Origin of the sequence: Mycolicibacterium palauense, assembly GCF_002592005.1 — a bacterium.
In the GTDB taxonomy this organism is placed as follows: domain Bacteria; phylum Actinomycetota; class Actinomycetes; order Mycobacteriales; family Mycobacteriaceae; genus Mycobacterium; species Mycobacterium palauense.
Map to the genome: position 1 here is coordinate 1 of NZ_NVQF01000182.1, position 2,218 is coordinate 2,218.

General features: G+C 66.9%; 2 protein-coding genes. Both read right to left on the reverse strand.

The window, feature by feature from the left end; all coding sequences use genetic code 11:
• Positions 1-60: 60 nt before the first annotated feature.
• Positions 61-867 (reverse strand): IS21-like element helper ATPase IstB, encoded by an 807-nt coding sequence (istB, locus tag CSR00_RS29715; protein WP_099025930.1) that lies wholly within the window; start codon positions 865-867, stop codon positions 61-63.
• Positions 864-2,123, reverse strand: a complete 1,260-nt coding sequence (istA, locus tag CSR00_RS29720; protein WP_099025931.1) for an IS21 family transposase — start codon at positions 2,121-2,123, stop codon at positions 864-866. Before istA ends, istB begins: the two co-directional genes overlap by 4 nt.
• Positions 2,124-2,218: the final 95 nt, after the last annotated feature.

Here is a 2,218-nt window from a genome sequence, read left to right on the forward strand (position 1 = left end):
TGTCAACGGCGGCCGAAAATTGACCCCTTTTCGTCGGTTGAAAATTGACCCCCTTGGTGTTCATTCTTCGGTTGTCGATCCCGGGACTCTCCCGAGGTCGCGGTCTTTGATGCGGTAGGAGTCGCCCTTGAGGGCGATGACTTCGGCGTGGTGGACCAGGCGGTCGATCATGGCTGCAGCAACGACGTCGTCGCCGAAGACTTCGCCCCAGCGGCCGAAGGGTTTGTTCGAGGTGACGATCAGGGAGGCACGTTCGTAGCGGCTGGAGACCAGCTGGAAGAACAGGTTGGCCGCTTCGGGTTCGAACGGGATGTAGCCGACCTCGTCGATGACGAGCAGCGGGTAACGCCCGAGCCGGACGAGCTCTTGTTGCAGCCGTCCGGCGTGGTGGGCCTCCGCCAGGCGGGCCACCCATTGCGAGGCGGTGGCGAACAAGGTCCGGTGGCCGGCCTGACACGCCCGGATCGCGATCCCGATCGCCAGATGGGTCTTGCCGGTGCCCGGTGGGCCGAGGAACACGACGTTGTCCTTGGCGGCGACGAAGTCCAGGGTGCCCAGATGGGCGATCAGGTCCCGCTTGAGGCCGCGGGCATGTTCGAAGTCGAATTCCTCCAACGACTTTCGTGACGGGAATCTGGCGGCCCGGATGCGGCCCTCCCCGCCATGGGACTCCCGGGCGGAGACTTCGCGCTGCAGACAGGCCACCAGGAATTCCTCATGGGTCCACGATTCGGTCCGGGCCCGCTCGGCCAGACGGGTGACGGCTTCGCGCATCGTGGGTGCCTTCAAGGCGCGGGTCAGGTAGGCGATCTCGGCGGTCAGATCCCGGTTGGTCGATGTCGTGCCCCGGGTGGTCTTGGCGGTCATGAGGCGAACCCGCCGTCGCCGAGGTCGATACCCAGGGCGGTGTCGTAGTCGGTCAGCGACCGCTGCTCGACACACAGCGGGTCATCGTGTTCCCGGTTTGGGCGCAGGGCACTGATCCTGTTGTGCTGCAACTGGTTCGCTGCCTCACGGTGCTCGGGGTCGGTGATCGTCTGATGCCACGCCCACGCCCGTTCGTGCTCGGCGACGGTCTTGCCGTCACAGAACACGACCACCCGATCCAGGTCGGCGATCACCTCGATGCGCCGCCCGATCACCGCGGGGTGCACCGAGTAGTCGTTGGAGTCCAGCCGGACGTAGTGATCGCGGGCCAACCGGGTCGAGTTGCGCCAGCCCACCTCCGGAGCCACCGGCGGCAGCGTGAGCATGGCCGCCAGGTCCGCTCCGATCCGATCGGTCGGCGCACACCCCAACGCGCGACGCCGACGGGTGTTGACCACATCCAGCCACTTCTGTAGCTGATGGTTGAAGTCCCCGGGTCCGGTGAAGCTGCGACCGGGCAGAAACGAGCGCTCCAGATAGTCGTGGCTGCGCTCGACGATGCCTTTGTGCTCGGGCTCTCCGCCCTTGAGCACGATGACCTTGGTGCCCAGGACCCCGCGGAATGCCTGGCAGTCCCGGGTCAGTTCGGTCCTTCCGGCTCGCCACCGCCCGACCGCGCCCTCGCCGTCCCAGACCAGGGTGCGTGGCACCGCACCCAGCGCGGCGATCAGGTTCCACCAGCCGGCGAACAGGTCCTCGGCCCGCCGCGACGGGATCAGGATCGCCGAGAGCCACCGCGAGTACCCCAGCACCATCGTCAGCACCGGCAACTGCAACGGGGTCCGGGTCTGCCCATAGCCGACCGGGATCGTCGTGGGTGGGAACCACAGGTCGCACTGCGCGATATCCCCGGCGTCATAGGACGTGCGCCCGGCAGGGTCCGGAGGCAGATACGCCGGGCGCAGCTCCCGGACCCGTTCCTTGAACACCGTGATGCCCCGCGTCCAGCCGACCCGCTCGGCGATCACCGTGGCCGGCATCGTCGGCACCGCCGCCAGCTGCGCCCGGATCGCGTCCTCGAACGCATCCACCGCTGAGCCCGCCGGCCTACGCACGTACTTCGGCGGCCCATCAGAGGCCACCGCCGCCCGCACCGTGTTGCGAGAGATCCCCAACGTCCTGGCAATCAACTTGATCGGCAACCCCTCGGTCTTGTGCAACCGGCGGATCTCAGCCCAATCCTCCACTGACAACACTCCCTTCTCCTCTCGGCTCGTAAGCCGAGACTCAGACGAAGGGGGTCAAAATTCACCCGCCGACACGGGGTTAGTTTTCAGGCGACGCCGACACA